Origin of the sequence: Ornithinimicrobium pekingense DSM 21552 (genome assembly GCF_000421185.1) — a bacterium.
Taxonomy (GTDB): domain Bacteria; phylum Actinomycetota; class Actinomycetes; order Actinomycetales; family Dermatophilaceae; genus Ornithinicoccus; species Ornithinicoccus pekingensis.
Genome location: NZ_ATWJ01000009.1, coordinates 307,021 through 324,449, shown reverse-complemented (window position 1 = coordinate 324,449; position 17,429 = coordinate 307,021). Strand labels below are relative to the sequence as shown.

The 17,429-nt window shown below is 68.6% G+C and carries 20 protein-coding genes; all 20 read left to right on the top strand.

Features of this window, described 5'->3' with window-relative positions:
* Positions 1-48: 48 nt before the first annotated feature.
* The 20 genes from ftsZ to K330_RS0108915 all read left to right on the top strand — a co-directional run bounded on the left by ftsZ (position 49) and on the right by K330_RS0108915 (position 17,410).
* The gene (gene ftsZ / locus K330_RS0109010; protein WP_022921508.1) at positions 49-1,338 is read left to right on the top strand and encodes a cell division protein FtsZ; all 1,290 of its coding nucleotides are present in this window, start codon (positions 49-51) and stop codon (positions 1,336-1,338) included.
* A 343-nt stretch (positions 1,339-1,681) separates the two neighbouring features.
* Positions 1,682-1,879 carry a Flp family type IVb pilin gene (locus K330_RS0109005; RefSeq protein WP_022921507.1) on the top strand — a complete coding sequence of 66 codons (198 nt, stop codon included), beginning with the start codon at positions 1,682-1,684 and terminating at the stop codon, positions 1,877-1,879.
* A gap of 88 nt (positions 1,880-1,967) precedes the next feature.
* Entirely contained in the window at positions 1,968-2,366 is a 399-nt protein-coding gene (locus K330_RS0109000; RefSeq protein ID WP_040657907.1) for a TadE/TadG family type IV pilus assembly protein, read from the top strand.
* 35 nt (positions 2,367-2,401) lie between these two features.
* Positions 2,402-3,361 carry a pilus assembly protein TadG-related protein gene (locus K330_RS23290; RefSeq protein WP_169448529.1) on the top strand — a complete coding sequence of 320 codons (960 nt, stop codon included), beginning with the start codon at positions 2,402-2,404 and terminating at the stop codon, positions 3,359-3,361.
* 31 nt (positions 3,362-3,392) lie between these two features.
* On the top strand, positions 3,393-4,271 hold the full coding sequence (gene cpaB / locus K330_RS22660; protein ID WP_022921504.1) for a Flp pilus assembly protein CpaB: 879 nt from the start codon (positions 3,393-3,395) through the stop codon (positions 4,269-4,271).
* Positions 4,268-5,455 carry a CpaE/TadZ family protein gene (locus K330_RS20255; protein WP_022921503.1) on the top strand — a complete coding sequence of 396 codons (1,188 nt, stop codon included), beginning with the start codon at positions 4,268-4,270 and terminating at the stop codon, positions 5,453-5,455. Before cpaB ends, K330_RS20255 begins: the two co-directional genes overlap by 4 nt.
* Positions 5,452-6,948: a TadA family conjugal transfer-associated ATPase gene (locus K330_RS20250; protein ID WP_040657984.1), complete on the top strand. Its 1,497-nt coding sequence runs from the start codon at positions 5,452-5,454 to the stop codon at positions 6,946-6,948. Before K330_RS20255 ends, K330_RS20250 begins: the two co-directional genes overlap by 4 nt.
* A 5-nt stretch (positions 6,949-6,953) precedes the next feature.
* Positions 6,954-7,886 carry a type II secretion system F family protein gene (locus K330_RS0108975; RefSeq protein ID WP_022921501.1) on the top strand — a complete coding sequence of 311 codons (933 nt, stop codon included), beginning with the start codon at positions 6,954-6,956 and terminating at the stop codon, positions 7,884-7,886.
* Positions 7,886-8,779, top strand: a complete 894-nt coding sequence (locus tag K330_RS0108970; RefSeq protein WP_022921500.1) for a type II secretion system F family protein — start codon at positions 7,886-7,888, stop codon at positions 8,777-8,779. Before K330_RS0108975 ends, K330_RS0108970 begins: the two co-directional genes overlap by 1 nt.
* A gap of 20 nt (positions 8,780-8,799) precedes the next feature.
* Positions 8,800-9,867 (top strand): DivIVA domain-containing protein, encoded by a 1,068-nt coding sequence (locus tag K330_RS0108965; RefSeq protein ID WP_022921499.1) that lies wholly within the window; start codon positions 8,800-8,802, stop codon positions 9,865-9,867.
* 4 nt (positions 9,868-9,871) lie between these two features.
* Positions 9,872-10,642 (top strand): peptidoglycan editing factor PgeF, encoded by a 771-nt coding sequence (gene pgeF / locus K330_RS0108960; RefSeq protein WP_022921498.1) that lies wholly within the window; start codon positions 9,872-9,874, stop codon positions 10,640-10,642.
* A complete protein-coding gene (locus K330_RS0108955) occupies positions 10,639-11,370 on the top strand; it encodes a YggS family pyridoxal phosphate-dependent enzyme (RefSeq protein ID WP_022921497.1) in 732 nt (243 codons plus the stop codon). The genes pgeF and K330_RS0108955 overlap by 4 nt, the downstream gene beginning before the upstream one ends.
* Before the next feature lie 59 nt (positions 11,371-11,429).
* The gene (locus K330_RS0108950) at positions 11,430-11,951 is read left to right on the top strand and encodes a cell division protein SepF (protein WP_022921496.1); all 522 of its coding nucleotides are present in this window, start codon (positions 11,430-11,432) and stop codon (positions 11,949-11,951) included.
* Positions 11,952-11,994: 43 nt separating this feature from the next.
* Complete coding sequence (locus tag K330_RS23285) at positions 11,995-12,717, top strand: class I SAM-dependent methyltransferase (protein WP_084617338.1); 723 nt, start codon at positions 11,995-11,997, stop codon at positions 12,715-12,717.
* Between the two features lie 73 nt (positions 12,718-12,790).
* Complete coding sequence (locus K330_RS0108940) at positions 12,791-13,075, top strand: YggT family protein (protein ID WP_022921494.1); 285 nt, start codon at positions 12,791-12,793, stop codon at positions 13,073-13,075.
* A gap of 144 nt (positions 13,076-13,219) precedes the next feature.
* A complete protein-coding gene (locus K330_RS22655; RefSeq protein ID WP_022921493.1) occupies positions 13,220-14,560 on the top strand; it encodes a DivIVA domain-containing protein in 1,341 nt (446 codons plus the stop codon).
* Between the two features lie 224 nt (positions 14,561-14,784).
* Positions 14,785-15,222 carry a TraR/DksA family transcriptional regulator gene (locus K330_RS0108930; RefSeq protein ID WP_022921492.1) on the top strand — a complete coding sequence of 146 codons (438 nt, stop codon included), beginning with the start codon at positions 14,785-14,787 and terminating at the stop codon, positions 15,220-15,222.
* The gene (gene lspA, locus K330_RS0108925) at positions 15,195-15,818 is read left to right on the top strand and encodes a signal peptidase II (protein ID WP_022921491.1); all 624 of its coding nucleotides are present in this window, start codon (positions 15,195-15,197) and stop codon (positions 15,816-15,818) included. The genes K330_RS0108930 and lspA overlap by 28 nt, the downstream gene beginning before the upstream one ends.
* Positions 15,815-16,744: an RluA family pseudouridine synthase gene (locus K330_RS0108920; RefSeq protein WP_022921490.1), complete on the top strand. Its 930-nt coding sequence runs from the start codon at positions 15,815-15,817 to the stop codon at positions 16,742-16,744. Before lspA ends, K330_RS0108920 begins: the two co-directional genes overlap by 4 nt.
* Before the next feature lie 9 nt (positions 16,745-16,753).
* Positions 16,754-17,410 carry a hypothetical protein gene (locus tag K330_RS0108915; protein WP_022921489.1) on the top strand — a complete coding sequence of 219 codons (657 nt, stop codon included), beginning with the start codon at positions 16,754-16,756 and terminating at the stop codon, positions 17,408-17,410.
* Positions 17,411-17,429: the final 19 nt, after the last annotated feature.

Sequence of the window (17,429 nt, the reverse complement as noted above, 5' to 3'; positions counted from 1 at the left end):
CGCGGCACAGAACCACACAACCCTGGTCTCCATCTCGAAAGGTCCACCGTGTCCGCTGCTCAGAACTACCTGGCCGTCATCAAGGTCGTCGGCATCGGCGGTGGTGGCGTCAACGCCATCAACCGGATGATCGAGGTCGGCCTCAAGGGTGTCGAGTTCATCGCCATCAACACCGACGCCCAGGCGCTGCTCATGAGCGACGCCGACGTCAAGCTCGACGTCGGTCGTGAGCTGACCCGTGGCCTCGGTGCCGGCGCCGACCCCGAGGTGGGGCGCCGCGCCGCCGAGGACCACACCGAGGAGATCGAGGAGGCGCTGCGCGGCGCCGACATGGTCTTCGTCACCGCCGGCGAGGGCGGCGGCACCGGCACCGGTGGAGCCCCGGTCGTCGCCAAGATCGCCAAGCAGCTCGGGGCGCTGACCATCGGCGTCGTGACCCGCCCCTTCACCTTCGAGGGCCGTCGGCGCGCCAACCAGGCCGAGTCCGGCATCGCGACCCTCCGCGAGGAGGTCGACACCCTCATCGTCATCCCCAACGACCGGCTGCTGTCGATCTCCGACCGTGCGGTCAGCATGCTCGACGCCTTCCGCAGCGCCGACCAGGTGCTGCTCTCCGGTGTCCAGGGCATCACCGACCTCATCACCACCCCGGGTCTGATCAACCTCGACTTTGCCGACGTGAAGTCGGTGATGCAGGGCGCCGGCTCGGCGCTCATGGGCATCGGCTCGGCCCGCGGCGAGGACCGTGCGGTGCAGGCAGCCGAGCTGGCGATCTCCTCGCCCCTGCTCGAGGCGAGCATCGAGGGCGCGCACGGCGTGCTGCTGTCGGTCCAGGGCGGCTCCGACCTTGGCCTCTTCGAGATCAACGAGGCGGCGCGCCTGGTGCAGGAGGCCGCGCACCCGGAGGCCAACATCATCTTCGGTGCGGTCATCGACGACTCCCTCGGCGACGAGGTGCGCGTCACTGTCATCGCCGCCGGCTTCGACGGCGGGTCGCCCCAGACGCGGGAGAACGAGCGCGCGCTCGGCCAGGTGCAGGCCGGTGGTGCGTCGCGCCCCCAGGCGCAGCAGCGGCCGGTGCAGCAGTCGCAGCCGTCTCAGGCACAGCAGCCGCCGGCGCGCCCCGTGGGTGCCCCCGCCCACAACGGCCACATCCAAGCTGCTCCGTCTGACGATTCGTCATCTGACGAAGGGGAGCGGATGATGGCGGGTGTCCAGCAGACACAGCACTCAAACGGCCAGCGCCCTGTCCAGCAGCAGCGCCCGGTGCAGCCGCCGCGGCAGGTGACCTTCGAGGACGAGACCGACGACCTGGACGTGCCTGACTTCCTGAAGTAGGAGCCCGACGGACGGGGCCCGACCGCATCTGGCGGTCGGGCCCCGTTGTCGATATGCTTCGCCGCTGCGGTTGCCGCTGCCCGACCGGCGGCGGGACGGAGACCTCTGGCTCTCTGCGGGCGCTCAAGGTAAAGCGCGGGCAAAGCCGTGTTCAGGTCCGTTCAAAGTGTTTACCTCTTTGAACGCGTATGTGCCCCTCGTCACACAGGTAACTCTTGTGTCGGTACTTGACGGGGTGCATTCTGATGGTGGCTGGAAGGGGTAATCCACCTCGACCAGTCGTCCCATTCAGTCGTGCAGGGCCCCAACGGGGGGCCGGCACCTGTTCCCGGAGGAGCCCATCATGGCTGCCATCTTCTACGCACTTTCCTCGCTCAAGGCCAAGCTCGGCGATAAGGAGCGCGGTGCGACCGCCGTCGAGTACGGCATCATGGTCGCCGCCATCGCTGTGGCGATCATCACCACAGTGTTCCTCATCGGCCCAGAGCTCGACCAGATGTTCGACGCCGTCTTGACGCCGCTTGAGGCCAAGACGCCCTGAGCTGCAGTTTGACGTGCCGGGGTGGTGAAACTACCGCCCCGGCATTGTCAGTTCGTGGTCTCGCGCGCCAGGACAAGGAGCCATGGGTATGTACGCAGAAAGGCATGCGGAAAGAGGGGCTGCGGCCGTCGAATTCGCGCTGGTGCTGAGCATTTTGCTCGCCTTGCTTATGGGCGTCATAGAGTTTGGACGCGTTTGGGCCATTCAGGCCAACCTGGCGCAAGCCAGTCGCGAGGCGGCGCGGGAGATGGCTATCAAAGATGACGAAACGCTGGCGCGACAGCATTTCTACCAATCTTTCCTGCCGTTCGGTGAGAGTGACGCGGATGCGGCCAAGGCGACTGTGACCTTTTCCAAAGTTACGGGATTGCCTAATGACGCGTGTCAGCACACTGCGTCCGCAGAATATACGGCGAAGTCATGGACGGGGTTCTTCGTCTCGGAGTACACTCTCACTGGGGAAGGGGCAATGCGATGCGGCGGCTAAGGAGGATTATGTCATCACCGGCAGACGGTGGGGCTGTGGCCGTTATGGTTGCCGTGTCGTTGATGGTTCTGATTGGATTTGTTGGCGCAGGAGTGGATCTCGCCTCCATCTATGCGAAATCGCAGGAGGTGCAAAACGGGGCGGATGCTGCAGCTTTAGCCGTGGCGCAACAGTGTGCTGGTTCGGAGGGGTGTCCAGATGATGACGACCTAGCCTCGACCTTTGTCGCCGCGAATGTTCGCAGTCAAAAGGAATCTGTGGCCGTAGATGTGACCTATCCAGACGCCAATCGAGTCTCGGTTCGGGCTCAAGGTCAGCACGACAACTACTTCCTTGCCATCCTAAATATCGATTCAACTCAAATAGGCGAGAGTGCGTCTGCAGTGTGGGGTGTGCCCACCAAGGGGGTTACGACCATGCCCCTGACCTTTTCCCGCTGCAGCTTTGAGAAGCAGGGCGGGGCGACAGGCAAAGATGTTGTTCTTTACCTACCGAAGCATTTGGACGGTAGCGAGAGTTGCATCACCAGCACAAGTGGGGTCGCGATGCCGGCGGGCTTTGCCTATATCGACGATCAAGGAGCTACATCGGGCTGCGGTCGTCTTGTCGAAGCAGGCGGGTGGATCGCCTCGCAGACTGGTAATACGCCGAAGGGCTGCAAGGCAGAAGACATCGAGGTTGGAACGACTGTTCTGGTCCCCATCTACGACTACTGCTGGACGGATAAACATAACGTCAAGGATTGCACACAGGGCGCGCCCGAGCCGCCTGGCTACACGAAGAGCTGGGACAGGTGGTACCACATCGAGTCTTTCGCTGCCATCAAGATCAGCGGTTACTACCTCGGGTCGATCGAGGCAGGTAGTCCCGTCCCGTGCAAGGGCGAGGACCGCTGCATCAGGGGCGCGTTCGTGGAGTACGTGTCACTGGACGATGCCTGGGAGTACGGCGACGGGCCTGACCGGGGCGCTGCTGTCGTCGCGCTCGTGGACTAACAAGAACAATTCTAAGTCATAAGGGGAACCCGTGCTCAAGCGAGTGATTGCCGCCATGATCGCCATCGTGCTGACGGCAGCAGCAGCCTTTCTCGTGGTGAACTACGCCAGCAACGCTGACGCGCGTGCGCTCGAGGGGATGGAGACGGACAACGTTTATGTCGCTGCGGCGGCCATCCCGGAAGGAACAACTGCGGAGGAGCTCGGCACCTTCGTCGACACCCAAGCCATACCGAAACAGTTCCAGGTCGCTGGTCGGGTGACTGATCTGAGTGATCTTGAGGGCCGTGTCGTGACTGCCGCGATCTCGGAGGGTGAACAGTTGCAGTTGGGTCGGTTCGCCACGCCCGAAGAGGTACGAGCGCGTGGCACTTTTACTCTGCCTGAAGAAGCCGAGACCTACCACCAGCTGACCATCCCGCTGGAGAACCCGCGAGCACTGGGCGGCAGCATTGTCGCTGGCGACCGGGTTGGCGTGTTTGGCTCTTTCGACATCGAGACGGAGCACAACTACGTGCTCGATGACGACGGCAACATCGTCTTCGACGAGCGGGCCCAGCAGGAGGAGTCCGCCGACTCCGGTACCGGGGGCGAAGACGGCTCGTCGGAGGACGAAGGCGAGTCGTTCACCATCACCGACCTGCTCCTGCACAAAGTGCTGGTCGTGCGCGTAGAGGGTGGCTTTGTGGCCCCCCCTTCGAACGCACGCGATGAGGACGCCGAGGCTCAAGCGCCGGCGGACACGATCCACGTGACCCTTGCTCTCCCTGCTGAAGATGCCGCAAGGGTCATCTACGCCAAGGAGTACGGGAGCGTGTGGTTGACCCTCGAACCGGAGGGCGCTGACGACGACGATGCACGCACGATCGTGATCACCGTTCCGTCCACGGGAAGGAACGTGCTCGAATGACCGCAGTCATCCTGGTGAGTGAGTCAACCGACCTGGTCAGGCGGGTCCGGTTGGCCACGGACGATAACCTGCTGGTGCTGACTCGGCATCAGTTACCCGCGGGACCGGCCCAGCTGTTGGCGCTCACGGAGGAGCCGGAGGAGGTTCGTACCGTCTTGGTCGACGCCGACGGGGACGCTGAGCTGGCGAACCGGACGCTGGAGCTGGCGGGCAAGTTCGAGCAGCAGTTCCCCACCGTCTCACTGCTGCTCATCACACAGCAGGCTGAACAGCTGGCCCTCTCGGCGCTCCGGGCGGGTGTCAAGGACCTCATGAGCCCCCAGCTCGACGTCGAGGAGTTCCGGTGGGCGATCCGCCGCGCGAGCGAGATCACAACCGGGCGTTCATCAAGCGGCGCGCCTGCGGACAGCTTCGGTGGGCGGGTTATCACCGTGGCGTCTCCTAAGGGAGGGGTCGGCAAGACCACGCTTGCTACCAACATCGCGATGGGGCTCACCCAGCAGTCTCCGCAGGGAACCGTCCTGATCGACCTCGACATCCAGTTCGGCGACGTGGCGGCCGCCTTGGATCTGGACCCGGTCTACACGCTGAGCGATGTGGTCAGCGGGCCGAGCGCGCAGGACCCCATCGCTCTCAAGGCGCTGCTCACCGCACATCCGTCAGGTCTTCACGTCCTTCCCGGCGTGAAGTCCCCGGCTGAGGCGGACCACATCGGGGCGGCGCAGATCGCAACACTGATCGCCTCGCTCAAGCAGGAGTTCCGGTTCGTGGTCATCGACACGGCGCCCGGCATGAGTGAAGAAACACTTGCGGCGATGGATCACACCACCGATCTCGTCCTCATCACCAGCCTGGACGTCCCCGGCGTCCGTGGCCTGCGGAAGGAGCTTGAGCTTCTCGGTGAGCTGGAGCTGACACCCGCCACGCGACACATCGTCGTCAACATGGCTGAGAAGGGCGGCGGGCTCGCGGTCCCGGATGTGGAGGCGACGATCGGGGCCTCGGTCGATCTTGTCCTGCCGCGGTCCATGAAGGTGATGAGGTCGACGAACGAGGGGTCGCCCATCGTGGAGAGCCAACCGAGAGACCCGCTGAGCAGGGAACTTGTACAGCTCGTGCACCGCTTTTCCCCTGCCACCACGCGGTCTGCGTGGCTGGGGCACCGAGCGAGGGGCCGGCGATGAACCTCTCGGAGCGACTGCGGTCGGCGCGCAGCCGTGAGGAGCTGCCGGCAGCGCCAACCGTGCTGCCGTCCCCCCAGGCCCCCGTCGCCTCGTCGCAGACGGTTGAGCCGATGTCCACCGTCGATCTTGAGGTGCCGACTCCCACACCCGTCGAGTCTGACAACGCCGTCGCGGTTCCAGCGCCACCGCCTGTTCGTGAGTCGGACGTCGTGGTCCGGCTCAAGGAAGAGGCGAGAGAGGAGCTCTTCACACGGCTGGGCAACCGCATCAGCGACTCGGCGCTGGACGAAGGAAAACTGCAGGAGCTGGTGCGCCGCGAGGTCACTAATCTCGTGAACGCAGCGTCCGTCCCGCTGAAGACAGATGAGCGTCGGCGTCTGATCAAGGAGATCACGGACGACGTCCTCGGATACGGCCCGCTGCAAAAGCTGCTCGACGACGATGACGTCACCGAGATCATGGTCAACGGGCCGGAGAAGATCTACATCGAGTCCTCGGGAACGTTACGCCGTGCCGAGGCCCGGTTCACCTCCGAGGACCACCTGCGACGGGTGATCGAGCGCATCGTGAGCCGTGTCGGCAGACGGATCGACGAGAGCTCACCGCTGGTGGACGCCCGCCTCGAGGATGGTTCGCGTGTGAACGCCGTCATCCCGCCGCTGGCCTTCAGCGGATCCACCCTGACGATCCGAAAGTTCGGCAAGAAGCCGATGCGAGTTGAGGACCTGGTCGCGCGTGGAAGTGTCTCGCCGCAGATGGTGGAGCTGCTTCGGGCGTGCGTCGAGGCGCGGCTCAATATCTTGGTCTCCGGTGGCACGGGCACCGGAAAGACGACCATGTTGAACGTCCTGTCCTCCTTCATCCCGGACGGTGAACGCATCGTGACGATCGAGGACGCCGTCGAGCTCCAGCTGCAGCAGGAGCACATCGTGCGGCTCGAGAGCCGGCCCCGGAACATCGAGGGTCACGGGGAGATCACCATCCGTGACCTGGTGCGCAACTCCTTGCGCATGCGGCCGGACCGCATCATCGTCGGCGAGGTTCGTGGCGGTGAGAGCCTGGACATGCTGCAGGCGATGAACACCGGTCACGACGGGTCTCTGTCGACCCTGCACGCCAACAGCCCGCGCGATGCGATCTCCCGTCTGGAGACGATGGTGCTCATGGCCGGGATGGACCTGCCGCTGCGCGCTATCCGCGAGCAGATCGCCTCAGCTGTGGATGTCATCGTGCAGCTCACCCGCCTGCGCGACGGCACGCGTCGGGTCACTCACGTCACCGAGGTCCAGGGGATGGAGGGGGACATCGTCACCTTGCAGGACGCATTCGTCTTCGACTACTCGGCCGGCGTCGACGCGCAGGGTCGGTTCCTTGGTACCACGAAGTCGACCGGCGTCCGGCCCCACTTCACGGAGCGGTTCGAGGAGCAGGGCATCCACGTCGCCCCGTCCATCTTCGAGACGCCTGAGCAGCCGCGGGGGCGGTTCCGGTGAGTGCGATGAGCTCGCCGCTCGTCCAGATGGCAGTCCTGGCGCTCCTCCTGGCGGGTGGATCGGCGGTGTGGGCCATGGTGCCGTCCCGCAGCGTACCGCTGTACCGCCGACGCCACGGGGTGCAGTCAGTCGGGTTCCTGGGCCGGTCGGCGGAGAAGAGCACAGCAGCGATCGCCGGGGTGCTCAACAGGCGTGGCCAGTCCGAGCGGTTCGCCAACAAGCTGGACCGCGCCGGCATCCGTCAGGACCCCGCTGACTTCCTTCTCCTCGTGGGAGCGGGCATCATCGCCTGTTTCGCTGCAGGAGCCGTCATCGGAGGCATCTTTGGCGGCGTGCTCATGGCGTTCGTCGGAGCGGTGGGGGCCTACTTCTACGTCGCTCTGAAGGCCGACCGACGCAAGAGCGACTTCGCCGACCAGCTGGATGACCTGCTCCAGCTCCTGGCCAGCAACCTGCGGGCCGGGCACAGCGTCCAGCAGGCGATGGTCTCTGTCGCCGCCGAGCTCGACGAGCCAGGCGCCACGGAGGTCACGCGCATCGTCAACCAGGTGAGGGTCGGGCGGGACCTCGGAGAGGCCGTCGAGGCAGCGGCCGAGCGTATGGACAGCGACGACTTCCGGTGGGTCGCTCAGGCAATCGCCATCCACCGACAGGTGGGCGGTAACCTCGCCGAGGTGCTGGACGGCGTCAGCGGCACCATCCGCGAACGCGGCCAGATCCGCAGGCAGGTCAAGGCACTCGCGGCCGAGGGCAAGATGTCGGCAATCATCCTGCTGGCGCTGCCGTTCGTCGTGCTGCTGGCACTCATGGTCCTCAACCCCACCTACATCGGTTCGCTCACCAGCCACGTCCTCGGGTACATCCTCATCGCCACAGGAGCGGTCCTGATGACGATCGGTGCGCTCTGGCTGCGGAAGGCCATCGAGGTGAAGTTCTGATGACGCTCGCCCCTGGAGTGCTGACAGCCGCCGCCTGCCTGGCGCTCGCCGTCCCGTTGCTGCTGTGGTCGTTCACCGCCCAGCCCGACGCGGTCCGGCGTCGAGCGGTAGCCAACCTGCAACGCGGCCTGACGGCAGGCCGTGACGCTGACGACGGCCCCCAGCTGCGCGGGGGCACCCTGGTCAGACTCGCGCGGCGTCTGACACCGACGGGTTCCGTCCGGACGCTGGACCGCCTGCTCGGGCGTGCAGGACGACCGGCCTCCTGGCCGCTGGAGCGGGTCATAGTCCTGAAGATGGTGTCCACGGCCGGGGCGGCAGGATTCGCGTTCTTGCTCGTGGGCGGTGCACCAGCGCTGCGGACGATCCTCCTTGCCGCATTCGTGCTGGCGTTCGTGTGGTTCATGCCAGAGCTGCTTCTCTACAACGCAGCCATCAAGCGTCGCGACAAGGTGCAGCTCGCGCTCCCCGATACCCTCGACCAGCTCACGATCGCGGTGGAGGCGGGCCTAGGGTTCGAGGCGGCCATGGCTCACGTGGCCCGTAACAGCCAGGGGCCACTCGCCGACGAGCTCCTGCGCACGCTCCAGGACATCCAGGTCGGCCAGCCGCGTCGCGACGCCTACACGGCCCTGACCGAGCGAGTAGCGGTGCCCGACCTCCGGCGGTTTGTCCGGGCCATCGTCCAGGCCGAGAAGCACGGCGTCTCGGTGGCCAAGGTCCTCGAGACCCAGGCCGACGAGATGCGGCTCAAGCGGAGGCAGCGCGCCGAGGAGAAGGCGATGCAGATCCCCGTCAAGGTCGTCTTCCCCCTGGTGCTCTTCATCCTGCCGGCCCTGTTCATCGTCATCCTCGGCCCGGCCGCCATCAACATCATCGAAGTCTTCAGCTAGTCGATCGGTAGGGACCAGACATGCCTTTACTCCCGGAGGACGTCGTCCGCAAGAGCTTCCGTTCTGCGAACTACCTCAAGCGTGGTTACGAGGAGACGGAGGTCGACTCCTTCCTGGAGGAGGTCGTCGTCGAGCTTCGGCGTCTGCACGCAGAGGTCGACGAGCTCAAGGCGGCGCGCCTCCGACCCCTGAGCCTGCAGCAGCTGGACGAGGAGCAGGAGAGCGAGCGCGTCGTGCGTGAGCGGCAGCAGCTCGAGCTGATCCGCACCGAGCGGCGCGAGCTGGTCGCCGAGCTCGCCGCTTACCAGACCCGTCTCGACAACGCCCGTGCCGACATCGAGAGCGCCGACGCGCGCGTCGCCGACGCCGATCGCGCCGCCACCGAGGCGGGGGAGCGGCAGCAGCAGGCCGAGGCCGCCGAGGCCGAGGCTTCCCGCCGTCTGCAGCGGCTCACGCACGAGCACGACGTGCTCCTCGGCTCGCACGAGACGCTGGTGCAGGAGCTGCGCACCCTGCGGCTGACGGCTGAGACGCAGGCTACTGAGGTCCTCGGCCAGCACGACCTCTTCACCACCGGCACGGACGACACAGGACAGGTGGACGACCTCAAGGTCATAGCCACGATCGCCGCCGAGCTGCACGACCACTTCGTCGAGCAGGGGCGCGCCGAGGGTGAGCGGCTCAGCGTTGGCGCGCGGACGGAGGCCGAGCGGCTGCAGGCCGAGGCGGCCGCCGAGAAGGAGCAGGCCACCGCGTCGGCCCAGCGCATCCTGGCGACCGCGCACCAGCAGGCGCGCGAGATGACGGACGCGGCGACGGTGGAGAAGGAGCGGCTGGTGCAGGCGAGCCAGGCCGAGCGGGACCGGCTCATCGCCGACGCCGAGGCCGAGCGTGCCGGCATCCTCGCCGACCTGCAGGCCAGGCGCGCGGTGCTCGAGCGGCGCATCGTCGAGCTGGACGAGCAGCAGGGTGCCTACCGCGACCGGCTGCGGGCGCTCGTGCAGCAGCAGCTCGCGAGCCTCGACGACGAGGAGTGGCGGCTCGGCGCGACCACGGGCTCGGAGGCCCACGCCCCGGCGCTACCCTGACCAGGTGTTCTTCTGGCGGGAGCGGATCGAGCCGAGCGGCGCGCGGTACGGCGTCGAGTGGGCCTTCACCGACCGCCGGGGCGGGTCGAGCCAGGCACCGTTCGACCAGCTCAACCTCGCCCGCCACGTCGGTGACCTCGACGAGGCGGTGACGACCAACCGCCACCGCCTGGCCCACGAGCTAGGGCTGCGGCTGGCCGACCTGCGCTTCATGGATCAGGTGCACGGCTGCGACGTGGCCGTCACGCCGGGCACGCAGGACCACGACCAGGAGCAGGCGGACGCCGCACCCTCCGTCGACGGGCTGATCTCCGGCCGGACGGACGAGGCCCTCGTCGTGATGGTGGCCGACTGCGTGCCGGTGCTGCTGGTGGACCGCACCGAGGGCTTCGTCGCCGCGGTGCACGCGGGCCGCCTCGGCATGGTCACCGGCGTCGTACCCGCCACCGTCGCGGGCATGCGGGAGCTGGGCGCCGAGGACATCGAGGCGCTGGTCGGGCCGTCGGTGTGCGCGCGCTGCTACGAGGTGCCGGCCGAGATGCGCGACGCCGCGGCCGCCGTCGCTCCGAGCGCCGCGGCGGTCACCTGGACAGGGACGCCCGCGATCGACGTCGCGGCCGGTGTCGTGGAGCAGCTCGTGCGGGAGGGTGTCCCCGTGCGGTGGCTGCCCGGCTGCACCCGGGAGAACCCCGACCTCTACTCCCACCGCCGCGACGGCCAGACGGGCCGGTTCGTCGGCGTCGTGCGCCTGCTCGAGCGGGAGCAGGTCGCGTGACCGACAGCCGACGCGACGAGCTCGCCGCCAACCTCGCCGCCGTCCAGACCCGCATCGACGACGCCTGCCGTGCTGCGGGCCGCGACCCGTCCGAGGTCACCCTCGTCGTCGTCACCAAGTTCTTCCCCGGTGATGACGTCGTCGAGCTGGCCGGGCTCGGGGTCGAGCACGTGGGGGAGAACCGCGACCAGGAGGCCGGGCCCAAGGTCGCCGAGCTGGACGAGCAGGTGCGGTCGCGGCTCACGGTCCACTTCATCGGCCAGCTGCAGACCAACAAGGCGAACCACGTCACGAGGTATGCCGACGTCGTCCAGTCGGTCGACCGCGCCAAGCTGGTCCGGGCGCTGGACCGCGGCGTGGGCAACGCCCTCGAGGAGGGCGCACGCCATACCCCCCTCGCCGTGACCCTGCAGGTCGACCTGGGGCAGGGGGAGGACCGGGGCCGCGGGGGAGCGGCGCCCGAGGAGGTGCCCGCCCTCGCGGACGCCGTGGCGGCCGCCGAGCACCTGCAGCTGCGCGGGCTCATGGCCGTCGCGCCCCTCGGTCTCGACGATGACGGGACGCGTGCGGCCTTCGAGCGGCTGGCCCGGCTCGGCGAGGACCTGCGCCGGGAGCACCCGGAGGCCACGTGGCTGTCCGCGGGCATGAGCGGCGACCTTGAAACTGCTGTGACCTGTGGTGCGACACACCTGCGTGTCGGCACCGCCATCATGGGGTCCCGGCTGTAGCGTCGGCAGCGACCGATCCACCACGGGTGTCAGCCCGTCGCACCAAGGAGCTCGCACACATGGCCGGGGCGCTGCGCAAGACGATGGAGTACCTCGGACTCGCCGAGTCCGACGAGCGTTACGACGACTACGACGCCTACGACGACACCCGTCGCGAGCCCGTCCGCGACGAGGCCCCGGTCTCGCCGGTGCGTGCCGTGCGCGACGACGAGGAGCGCCCGCACGTGGGCGCCGAGGTCACCCCCCTTCCGCGGCGCACGCCCGCCAAGCAGGTCGTCCGGGAGCCCCAGATGAGCGAACTCAACCGCATCACCACGATCCACCCGCGCACCTACAACGAGGCCAAGAACATCGGTGAGGCCTTCCGCGACGGCGTCCCGGTGATCATCAACCTCACCGACATGGACGACGCCGACGCCAAGCGCCTGGTCGACTTCTCCGCCGGCCTGGCCTTCGGCCTGCACGGCTCCATCGAGCGGGTCACGAGCAAGGTCTTCCTGCTCAGCCCGGAGTACATCGAGGTGGACGGCGGGGCGGAGACCCCGGCGCGCAACGCCCAGGGTCCTTTCAACCAGAGCTGAGGCCTGGACCCCTCCCAGCGCATCTACGTCTGACGGCGCCGGCTTGGACGCGGAAGAGATCCGGAAGCTGGTGCGGCTGGAGGATCGGCACTGGTGGTATGCCGAACGACGTGACCTGCTCAGGCGTCGCGCCCGGGATCTCGCACCGGGGCTGGCGCTCGACATCGGCGCGGCGGGAGGCGGAAACACCCGTGTGCTGAAGGCTCTCGGGTGGAAGGTGATCGCCCTTGAGTTCACGCGGGAAGGCGGCCAGTCCGCACGGGAGCGCGGGCTGGAGGTCGTCAGGGCGGATGCGCACCACCTGCCGGTCGCGAGCCGCGCGTTCGACCTGGTGGTTGCGCTTGATGTTCTTGAGCATCTGTCTGATGACAGGTGCGCCGTGGCCGAGGTGGTCCGTGTCCTCAAACCAGGGGGAACGCTGATCGCGTCTGTCCCGGTCGACCCGGGACTGTGGTCCGCCCATGACGTTGCGGTGGGGCATCTGCGTCGATACCGACGACCAGAGTTCCTCGCCCTGCTCGAGAGCGCCGGGCTGGAGGTGGTGGAGTCACGTTCGTGGATGGTCTTGCTCAGACCCCTCGTCGCTCTGCACCGACGTCGTTCGTCCGGCAGTGATCTGGACGAGCCACGCGCCGTCGTCAACACCGCTCTGGGACTCGTCGTCCGCCTCGAACGCCACCTGCCCGTCCGTCGAGCGCCCGGTGTCTCGGTGTTCGTGACCGCGCGCCGGCCCCTTGCTCTGGCTGATCACCACGGTCCCCGGTGAGTCCGCAGCCCTGGCGGGGGCAGGTGCCCTGCTCGTGGACCTGACGGCCATGACGGTCACGTAACCTTGGCGCATGGTCGGCCAGCTCCTCTCGCTCATCCTCAGCCTGTACCTCTTCGTCCTCATCGGACGCCTGGTCTTCGACTGGGTGCAGGTCTTCGCGCGGGACTGGCGGCCCAAGGGGCCGATCCTGGTGCTGGCCAACGGGATCTACGCGCTCACCGACCCGCCCCTGCGCGCCCTGCGCCGCGTCATCCCGCCGCTGCGGCTGGGCAACGTCGCGCTCGACCTAGGCTTCCTGGTGCTGATCATCGCCGTGAGCTTCGGTCGGCAGCTGGTCCTGGCCCTGCCCTTCTGAGGCGGGCCGCTGGCCTGCTGCTTCGCGCGTGGCCGGCGTGCCGGGTGTGGGTTAGAGTTGCCGTTGCACGTGCATGACCGCACGTCATCGGGCATGCCCTGTCGTGAGGGGGCACGGCCGGTGACTTCCTGATCGAGGTGAAACATGGCGCTGTCCCCCGAGGACGTCATCAAGAAGAGCTTCAGTGCGACGCACCTGAGGCGAGGGTATGACGAGACCCAGGTCGACGACTTCCTCGACGAGGTGGTCGTCGAGCTGCGCAGGCTGCTCGCCGAGAACGACGGGCTCCGCTCCGACCTCGAGGACTGCCGTGCGGGGCAGGGCTACGGCGGGGACCAGACCGACAACTTCCGCACCGCCTCCTTCGCGCCCGACCAGGGCCGTGACGACCTCGAGGCCGAGCTCGAGCAGCTCCGCGCCCAGGTCGAGTCCGAGCGCGCCGCCGCCGAGCGGGCCCAGGCCGAGGCCGACGACGCCCGCCGCACCGCGGCCGAGCTCGAGCAGCGCGTCGCCTCTCAGGGCGAGGCGGAGCAGGCCGCCGAGGCCGCTCCGGCCGTCGAGGACCGCTCCGGCGAGGTCGAGGACCTGCGGCGCCAGCTCCAGGAGTGCCAGGCGGCCCGCGCCGAGGCCGAGGAGCGCGCCCGTGCCGCCGAGCAGGCCCACAGCGAGGGCGCGGAGAGCTCGACCGCCGAGGCCGAGGACCTGCGGGGCCGCGTGACCGCCGCCGACGAGCGCGTCCGCCAGCTGGAGGACGAGCTGCAGCAGGCCCAGCAGCGCGCGCTCGAGGCCGAGGAGTCGGCCCGCCAGGCGCAGGAGGTCGGCGCCGCCGCCCCGATGATGGCCGCCGCCGCACCGGGCCAGCCCGGTGAGGACCCCACCACGATCATCTCCCTGGCCCAGCGCCTGCACGACCAGCACGTCGCCGAGGGCGAGACGACCAAGGCCCGCCTGGTCGAGGAGGCCGAGACCTACCGCGACCGCGTCGTGACCGAGGCCGACCAGAAGCGCGACGAGCTCATCACCGACGGCCAGGAGACCCACGACCGTCTCGTCACCGAGGGCCAGACCCGCCACGACGAGCTCGTGCAGACCGGCCAGGAGACGCACGACCGCCTGGTCCAGGAGGGGCACGCCAAGCACGACGAGCTCGTCCAGACCGGCCAGCAGACCCACGACAACCTCGTCCAGGAGGGCCAGCAGGAGCGGCACCGCCTCGTCACCGAGGGTCAGGCCAAGCACGACGAGCTGGTCACGACCGGCCAGCAGACGCACGACACGCTGGTCACCGAGGGCCAGACCTCCCGCGACCAGATGGTCGGCGAGGCCGAGCAGCAGCGCGCTGGCATCCTCGAGGACCTCACCACGCGGCAGAACTCCCTGACCGGCCGCATCGGCGAGCTGCAGACCCAGGAGGTCGAGCTGCGCGACCGGCTCCGGGCGTTCCTGTCCGACCAGCTGTCCAAGGTCGAGAACTCCAACGACTGACGTTTCTCACGACGCGCGAGGGCGTCCCGGCTGCGGCCGGGGCGCCCTCGTCGTGTATGCCGTGGTCATGGTCTCGTTGGGGCCCGGCCTCGGCGCGCGGCGACACGAGGGACCGGAGTGACCAAAGTCGTTGTCAACGGCTATTCGGTGTCCTATCCTTCCCGCACCACGCGCGATCCGGCAGCAGGGACCGGTCGGGCTTCCTGCCAGAGAAGGGCACCGGTGTGGCCAAGGCGAAGAACATCACCACCCCACCCGAGGACGTGCACGAGACGCTGAGCGTGCGCGACGACGAGGCGCCCTGGTCGGCCGAGGAGCTGGCCGAGGTGCGCGCCGAGCTGGAGGCCGACGCCGAGCGCCTGAGCGCCGAGGTGCACGAGGCCGAGCACGACCTGGTCGAGCTCATGCGCAGCTACGGCGACGGGGCCGGCGACGACCAGGCAGACGCGGGGGCGGCCACCTGGGAGCGGGAGCACGAGCTGTCGCTGACCAACAACGCCAAGGCGCTGCTGCTGCAGACCCTCCACGCCCTGGAGCGGATGAACAACGGCACCTACGGCGACTGCGAGTCGTGCGGGCGGCCCGTGGGCAAGATGCGGCTCCAGGCCTTTCCCCGTGCGACGCTATGCATGACATGCAAGCAGAAGCAGGAACGCCGCTGAGCCGACGCCCCCGTCGGACCCTCCTCGTCCTCGGCATCGCCGCGGTCTGGATCGTCCTCGACCAGGTCACCAAGTTGTGGGCCGAACGAGCCCTGACCCTGGGGGAGCCGGTGCAGGTCGTGGGCGACCTGCTGCGGCTGCACCTGATCTACAACTCCGGGGCGGCGTTCTCGCTCGGCACCGGCTCGACCGGCGTGCTGACCGTCGTCGCCTCGATCATCTCCGTGCTGATCGTCTGGCAGGCGCTCAAGGTCCGCAGCCTGCCCTGGGCCATCGCGCTCGGGCTGCTGCTCGGCGGCGCGGTGGGCAACCTCGTCGACCGCTTCTTCCGCGCCCCCGCCCCCGGGCTTGGCCACGTCGTGGACTTCCTGCGCCTGCCCAACTTCCCGATCTTCAACGTCGCCGACATCGGCGTGACGACGGCCGCCTGCCTGATCGCGCTGCTGGCGCTGCGCGGCTTCCACCCCGACGGCACGCGCGAGGGCAAGTCCGACGAGGCTTATGAGTCGCCGCGCACGCAGGCCGACGACGACGACACCACGCACGACGCGGCGGCACCGCATACCTCCGCGGACCGGACGGAGCCCGGCCGGTGAGCGAGTCGCGCACCTTTCTGGTGCCCGACGGGCTGGAGGGCGAGCGGGTCGACGCCGCCCTCGCACGGCTCCTCGGCCTGTCGCGGTCCAAGGTCGCCGACCTCGCCGCCGGCGGGCACGTCAGCCAGGACGGACGCGTCGTCGGCAAGTCCGACCGGGTCGTGGGTGGCAGCTGGATCGAGGTCGTCCTGCCGCCAGTCGGGCCGCCGCCCGGCCTGGAGGTGGTGGCCGAGCCGGTCGAGGGCATGCGCATCGTGCACGACGACACCGAGATGGTCGTCGTCGACAAGCCGGCCATGGTCGCCGCCCACCCGAGCGTCGGCTGGTCCGGTCCGACCGTCGTGGGCGGGCTGGCCGCCGCGGGCTACCGCATCTCCACCTCCGGCGCGCCGGAGCGGCAGGGGATCGTGCAGCGCCTGGACGTCGGCACCTCCGGGCTCATGGTGATCGCCAAGTCCGAGCGGGCCTACACCGTGCTCAAGCAGGCCTTCCGCGACCGGACCGTCGACAAGACCTACCACTCACTGGTGCAGGGCCTGCCCGACCCGCACGAGGGCACGATCGACGCCCCGATCGGGCGCCACCCCGGGCACGACTACCGCTTCGCGGTCCGTCGCGACGGCCGGCCGAGCCTGACGCACTACGAGCTGCTCGAGGCGCACCGCTCCGCCAGCCTGCTGGAGATCCACCTCGAGACTGGACGCACGCACCAGATCCGCGTGCACTTCTCCGCGCTGCACCACCCGTGCTGCGGCGACCTGACCTACGGCGCCGACCCCACGCTCGCCAAGCGGCTGGGGCTGACCCGGCAGTGGCTGCACGCGACCAAGCTCGGCTTCCTGCACCCCGGCAGCGGGGAGTATGTCGAGTTCGAGTCGCCCTACCCCGACGACCTGCAGCACGCGCTGGACGTCATCCGCGGCTAACGTCGAGGCATGGGCTTCCTCGATCGACTTCTCGGACGTGAGCCGCAGCAGCAGCGGCCGACCGGCGGCTACGAGCCGCCTCTCCCGGCGCAGCAGGGCTCGATGCGGCCCGTCGGCGAGGCCGTCTCCTCGGAGAACGAGCGGGCCGTCGCGCGCTACCGCTACCTGCTGCGCACCGCCCCGCCGGAGCGCCTGGAGGAGGTGCACGCCGAGGCGTTCGCGCAGCTGTCGCCGGAGCAGCGCCAGCAGGTCCTCGGCCGGCTGAGCCAGGACCTGCCCACCGGTGAGGCGCCGCAGTCCGACGACCCGGGCGACCTGGCGCGGTCGGCCACGCGGGCCGAGATGCGGCAGCCCGGATACATGCAGTCGGCCTTCGCCGGCCCCGGCATGGGCTCGATGATGGCCGGCTCGATGCTGGGCACCATCGCCGGTGTCGTCGTGGGCAGTGCCATCGCCCAGTCGCTCTTCGGTGGTTACGAGACGTCGCCCGAGGCCGCGGACGCCGGAGAGGGTGTCGGTGACACGGGCGCCGGTGACGGTGGTGACGCGGCGGGTGCCGAGGCCGGTGGCGGGGAGTTCGGCGGCCAGGAGTTCGGCGGCGGAGACTTCGGCGGGGAGCTCGGCTCGGGCGACTTCGGCGGCGACTTCGGCGGGTTCGACTTCTGAGGACACACGCCCGACGGTC